Source organism: Tatumella ptyseos ATCC 33301, from assembly GCF_000735525.1.
Classification (GTDB): domain Bacteria; phylum Pseudomonadota; class Gammaproteobacteria; order Enterobacterales; family Enterobacteriaceae; genus Tatumella; species Tatumella ptyseos.
Map to the genome: position 1 here is coordinate 148535 of NZ_JMPR01000027.1, position 6235 is coordinate 154769.

Annotated in this window: 4 protein-coding genes; 2 read left to right on the forward strand and 2 right to left on the reverse strand. The window is 51.6% G+C overall.

Annotated elements, in window-relative coordinates; translation table 11 throughout:
- Position 1: 1 nt before the first annotated feature.
- Complete coding sequence (gene cydD, locus GTPT_RS07700; RefSeq protein WP_029991451.1) at positions 2-1762, forward strand: thiol reductant ABC exporter subunit CydD; 1761 nt, start codon at positions 2-4, stop codon at positions 1760-1762.
- Complete coding sequence (cydC, locus tag GTPT_RS07705; protein ID WP_029991449.1) at positions 1759-3396, forward strand: thiol reductant ABC exporter subunit CydC; 1638 nt, start codon at positions 1759-1761, stop codon at positions 3394-3396. The genes cydD and cydC overlap by 4 nt, the downstream gene beginning before the upstream one ends.
- Before the next feature lie 125 nt (positions 3397-3521).
- Here cydC and GTPT_RS07710 read toward each other — a convergent pair whose 3' ends face one another.
- Together GTPT_RS07710 and GTPT_RS07715 are read right to left on the reverse strand one after the other, a co-directional pair.
- A complete protein-coding gene (locus tag GTPT_RS07710) occupies positions 3522-3785 on the reverse strand; it encodes a GNAT family N-acetyltransferase (RefSeq protein WP_029991447.1) in 264 nt (87 codons plus the stop codon).
- A gap of 145 nt (positions 3786-3930) precedes the next feature.
- Positions 3931-5082, reverse strand: coding sequence for an MFS transporter (locus tag GTPT_RS07715; RefSeq protein ID WP_029991445.1), 1152 nt, complete (start codon positions 5080-5082; stop codon positions 3931-3933).
- Positions 5083-6235 lie beyond the last annotated feature (1153 nt).

Genomic DNA, 6235 nt, shown 5'->3' on the forward strand with positions numbered 1-6235 from the left:
TATGTCGTCTCGCCCCCCCCTTAGCGGAGCGGCAGCTCGCCTGGCGGAACGTTGGCTCTCGGGTCAACGCCGCCAGGCTGGTGCGCTCTTTTCCCTGTCTGTCACTATGGCCACGCTAAGTGCCATCATGATGATTGCCCAGTGCTGGCTTTTGGCATGGCTGATAGATAAGGTTGTCATTGGCGGCAAAGGATTAGCCGACCTTTTCCCGGCGATTTGGTTATTACCTGTCGTCATGATCCTACGCGCAGGGTTGGACATGCTGCGTCAGGGCTTTGCTTTTGAAAGCGCCGCCCGTATCCGTCAGACACTACGCGCGACGTTACTCGAACGAATTTCAGCATTGGGTCCTTCCTGGAGCCAGCAGCAGCGAACCGGCAGTATTGCCAGCACGCTGGGCGAAAGTGTTGAAGCTATCGAAACTTATTTTTCCGCCTTCCTCCCCCAGAAAATCATCATCGGTGTTGTTCCCCTGGCTATTTTGGTCGCATTATTTCCGGCTGACTGGATTTCCGGACTTATCATGCTGTTCACCGCCCCGTTGGTGCCACTGTTTATGATTCTGGTAGGGAAAGGTGCAGAGAAAGTGAACCTCAGGCAATGGCGTAAGCTCAGTCTGATGAGTGCTCATTTCTTTGATGTCATTTCCGGCCTGACAACATTACGTCAGGCGAATGCTGCCCGTCGGCAGGCAAAAATCATTGAAGCGATTTCTGATAATTATCGTCAGACGACGATGAAAGTACTGCGCATTGCCTTCCTGTCTTCTCTGGTGCTGGAGTTCTTCGCAACGATCAGCACAGCGATGGTGGCAGTGTATGTGGGCTTCCGTCTCTATTATGGCGATCTGGCGTTTCTTCCTGGTTTGTTTGCTTTGCTGCTGGCCCCTGAGTTTTTCCGTCCGTTGCGGGATCTCGGTGCGCATTATCATGCACGTATGGATGCCATCGGTGCCACCGAAGGGCTGCTGGACATTCTGAATGCACAACCGCCTGAACAACGGCATAGCAAACCATTGCCGGAACAGTCTCCTCAGGAAATCCATGTGGAAGGGCTGGGATATCAGCATCCGGAAGGCGGGGGGATTGACGATATCTCCTTTACATTGCGCCGCGGAGAAACGCTGGCGATTGTGGGGTCGAGTGGTGCCGGTAAAACAACACTGGCACGGCTGCTGCTGAGATTTATCAGCCCGGCCTCCGGTAAAATTTTGCTGGACGGACAGGATTTGTCTGAGCTGGACCTTCAGGCATGGCAAAAACAGATTGGCTGGTTACCTCAGCGACCGACACTGTTTGCCGGTACCATTGCAGACAATATCTGTCTGGCACATCCACAGGCCAGCGATAATGAAGTGCAGGCAGCTGCGACGCTGGCCCAGGCGTCGACCTTTATCGAAAACCTGCCTGAAGGGTATATGACTCAGGTGGGCGATGGGGGGCAGGGGTTGTCCGGTGGGCAGATCCAGCGTGTGGCCATGGCGCGTGCCGTACTGACGGCTCCGCCTGTTCTTATCCTTGATGAGCCTACCGCGGCACTGGACAGTAAAACGGCGCAGCAGATGATGGCCTCGCTGGTCAGCACCTTACCGGACTCCGCCCGTCTGGTGATCACCCATGACACGTCGGTGGCGGCGATGGCTGATCGGGTATTGGTACTGGCACAGGGCAGGGTGATTGAGTCAGGTCATCCGGATGACCTGTTGCGAAGCGGTGGTGTGTTTGCTGAACTCGAACGCTTGCAGAAGGGAGCGACAGAATGAACGACTTACGTCATCTGTTAAAGCTGGCGCGGCCATGGCGGTTGCGTATGGCTGCCGGGATAGCGCTGTCTGTTGTGGTTATCCTGTCTAATGTCACTCTGCTGTCAGTCTCCGGCTGGTTTATTGCCTCAATGGCACTGGCAGGCGTCGGTAAGCTGACTCTGGAGTTTTTCACTCCGGCAGCCGCTATCCGTGGCCTGGCCGTACTGAGAACCTTCGCACGTTACCTGGAGCGTTTGGTCACACATGATGCGACCCTGCGCCTGCTGTCGGTGTTGCGCGTCTGGTTCTATAAACATCTTGAGCCACTTGCGCCGGCGCGATTACAGGACTTCCGTGACGGTGATCTGCTTGCACGTTTACGGGCGGATATTGATAGCCTGGATAATTTTTATCTGCGTATCCTGGCGCCTGCGATTGCAGGGTTAATTTCCTCGATCGCTATTCTGTGTGTCCTGTTCTGGTTCTCGCCGGGTGTTGCAGGTATTGATGTCATTATGCTGCTGCTGGCCGGAGTAGTCATTCCGGTCGTCGTGGTGGCATGCACCAAAAAAAGCGGTAATGACGTGGCCGGTTTACGGGCATCATTGCAGGTGGCTTCGACGGATCTTATCCGTGGCCTGGGGGAATTACAGGTTGCGGGTGCGGTGAGCCGTCAGACCCGCCATCTGTCTGATCTCTCACAACAACTGATCTCGGCACAGCGCCATCAGGCCTGGATTAGTGCGTTAGGCAGTGCCTTATCTGCACTGGCCGGGCAACTGGGCATGTTCTGTACCTTCCTGTTTTTGTTGAGTGCCGGACAGGCCGGGAAGATTGCCGGCAATGACTTTGTGATGCTGGTTTTCGCCGTGCTTGCCAGTACCGAAGCGGTAGCCGCGTTGCCTGCGGCTTTTGCGGCGCTGGGAGTGACTCGTGAAGCTGCCCGCCGTATTTTTTCGATGGCAGAACTCAAACCGGCAATTACGTTACCGGAGACCAGTGCCACCCCTGAGCACTTTGATCTGGCATTTTCCGGCGTCACAATGCGTTACGGGCCGGACAAACCTGCGGTACTGGATTCACTGAGTTTCTCTGTCCCTGAAGGGCATTGTCTTGCTCTGCTCGGGCCGAGTGGCGCCGGTAAGACGACTATCCTGAACCTGATTCAGGGGTTCTGGGATTGTGAAGGCAGTGTGACCATTGGTGGTCATGAAGTCAGAGCATTGTCTGATGAAGTGCTGCGCCAGGTGATTTCGGTCGTGGGTCAAAAAACGTATCTGTTTAATGCCTCTATTCGTGACAACCTGCGTCTGGTGGCTCCGGATGCCGATGACGATGCGTTATGGCAGGCACTGGCGAAAGCATCACTGGAAGATGAGATCCGCGCGTTCCCGCACGGTCTGGACACTCTGGTAGGTGAACTGGGTGCAAGGCTGTCCGGCGGCCAGGCACGCAGAATTGCTATTGCCCGCGCATTCCTGTCTCAGGCACCTGTCATTCTGTTAGATGAACCGACAGAAGGGCTGGATGCCACTAATACCGGGCTGGTGCTGAATTCGCTGAAAACACTGGTGAAGGGTAAAACGACTTTACTGGTAACCCATCAGATTCAGCCGCTGGTATTAGCAGATAGCCGACTGATACTGGAATAATCGTCGATCATGCCTGCACGGATAACCGGTTATCTGTGCAGGCTTTTTTCTTCCTCTCCCCGAAACCGGCCTTCCTGCTGATTATTCTGTTCGCTGATGTTATCCGTCAATGAGGCATAACCACCTCAGTGAGCTCTCCGGAGCAGGTCTTTTTGCATCAGATATTCGTCATAAAATACGCCATCAATACACAAGGCATCTTTGTCGATTGCCCATTCAGTGAATCCGTAAGCACGGTAAAGTGAATAAGCGGCCGTGAGAGTTTTAAGACTTTCACTGCAGTGGTTGCCTTCGGCGCCACTCCTCATAAGATGCACCAAAGGCTTCAGAATGGTGTTGTAAAGCTTCCGGTCCCTGACTAAGGCAGCCACTTTTTTATTTGCGTACATTACGGACGGGATCCGCTGTAGTGGCAGAAAGCGTTGAGATGCAATATCGTTATGCAGCTTACCGGATCGGTCAATGCGCTTATTCTGTTCAGGAATTTCTCTGTGCTCAGGGCGGTGTGGCTGGCCGGGAAAATACCGCCCTGTGTTAAAATCTGAGCCTGAACGCACCGCCGATAATAAACAGCATCGAGGCGGACATACAGAGAAAGGCGACCTGCAGACTGGTAAAATTGGCCATAAAACCGATCAGGGCCGGCCCCATCAGGATCCCGAGGTAACCGACGGTGGAAACAAAAGCGACTGACATATTGGAAGGCATAATGGTCTCTTTCCCTGCCAGCGTGGTCAATACAGGGGCAACGTTCGCCGCACCGGTACCGATCAATGCAAAGCCAAGCAACGAAAATACCCATCCGGGGATAAAAACGGCAATGGCAAAACCGGCCATTGCAAATACGCCGCTCAGTATCAGTACTCTTTTCCGGCCCAGCGATTTGACGATGAAGTCACCGGATAAGCGCATAATGGCCATGGCGGTGCCGAACACGGCATAGCCCCATCCGGCATGTTCCAGTTGTACGTGCCGGTGGGCCGTCAGCCAGATCCCTCCCCAGTCGAGCATCGAGCCTTCAGCGAGAAAACAGATCATACACATCACCGCGATGACGGTCAGGCGCAGATTGACCTTCAAACGTGAATTTGTTTGTTCTTCGTGAGAGGCGAAGGGCAACAGTGCTTTGGCGGTGCTTATGATGATGACCAAAATCAGCAGGATAGAAATCAATGAAAACTGCAGCGGCGAAAATCCTGAGCTTAAGATCAGACTCCCGCCCGCTGATCCGGCAATGCCGCCGACGCTGAACAGTCCATGAAACCCGGACATCAGCGGTTTATCCGATTTTTGCTCGACCAATGCGCCCTGAATATTGACGGTGACATCGGTCAGACCGACACCGGCCCCAAACAACAACAAGGCAGTGACCATCAACGGTAATGTGGAGACCGTCGCCAGCAGAGGCAGTGAGGTACAAATGCTGGCCACACCGATAAGGATCATCGTTCTGCACCCAAATTTCCCGGCCAGTTTTCCTGAAAAAATCATGGTGATCAATGACCCACAACCCAGACAAAGCAACAGTAACCCCAGTAAGGCAGGGTCAAGATCCAGCCGGTGCTGAGCATAAGGAACGAGCGGAGCCCAGGCGCCCATGGCAAAACCAGCGATAAAAAAAGCTGACCGGGTCGAGATCCTTTTACCGATGGTATTAATGTTATTGGCAACCAGAGTGTCAGCCATGACTTCTCCACAAAAAAGATAAGATTCACGAAGTAAATCCCATAATATAGGCTGAACTTATCGATAACAATATTTTTGTCTTAAGTCTCATTATCCCGGCATTTTCAAAATCAAGCCAATAAAAAACGCGCCTATCATTCGGGAATGACTCATTAATCCGACCCCCTGATGTTATTGGTTTAACTTACTGTATTTAAAAAATAAAAATTAAATGATATCAGGAGGTAACGGTATTCCATGACGACTGTTGAAAATATAATTATCAGGAGGCATATATCAATATATTTTATGATGCCCGGTAATAATAAAATAATTTCAGGTTGAACGATAGAATCCGATAATTTCTGAGTTAAGATTAAAATAAGAAATTCCTGGCATTATTCTAACGCTCACCTGAATTAAACCTGGAGAAGTTCATTACGCATTCCATAAGACCGATAAGCAGCCATTAATTATAGATATGATCCGCTCTATCCACGATAAAATAGAACGTTATCTGAGATTATAACTGTCGGTAGCGGACGGATTGAATTAAATATGAAACATCGGGAAATACTACAGGTCTGTCAGGAAAAAGATGCGGAAAAAACGGCCGGGTTGATGAAGCACCTGTTATGGATGTGTGCAGAGATTTCTATTCTCATCTGTTTCTGAAGATGGTCCTGACATCTCTGCCCGTCAGCGGGCAGGGATCACTCTGTTTCGCAGCAGGTGACTCTGCGAGTCTGGTTTCTCATTCTACAGCTCCGGTCTTCACGGGAGGGGGGATTTTGGTGCCGCCCATTTTGTCATTGTTTACTGGCAAGCTTCGTTACTGAATAAAAGTTCAGGAGCTATATCACTGTGAACGATCAGCGTTTACGCCGGTAGGCATCCCATAAGGCGAGTCGGAAAGCGATCCTTTTTATAAATGCCGGATAACGGCCAGCCAGGATCCGGAAGTAGAATTTCTGCATTGTGCTGGTCTCATCAATCCTGTTCAGTCAGTGGCCGGAGGGTAAAGAGTATACTTTTTTTTATCCGGCTAAAACCTGAATAACCGGTTTGCCCGTGTCCTATTCCTGCAGTGACCTGTGGCAGTATACGACCCCGGGGCGGGAGTGTAAGTAGACCTGTTTTAGTTCCAGACACTTTTTGAGGTTTCCGGTTTTTT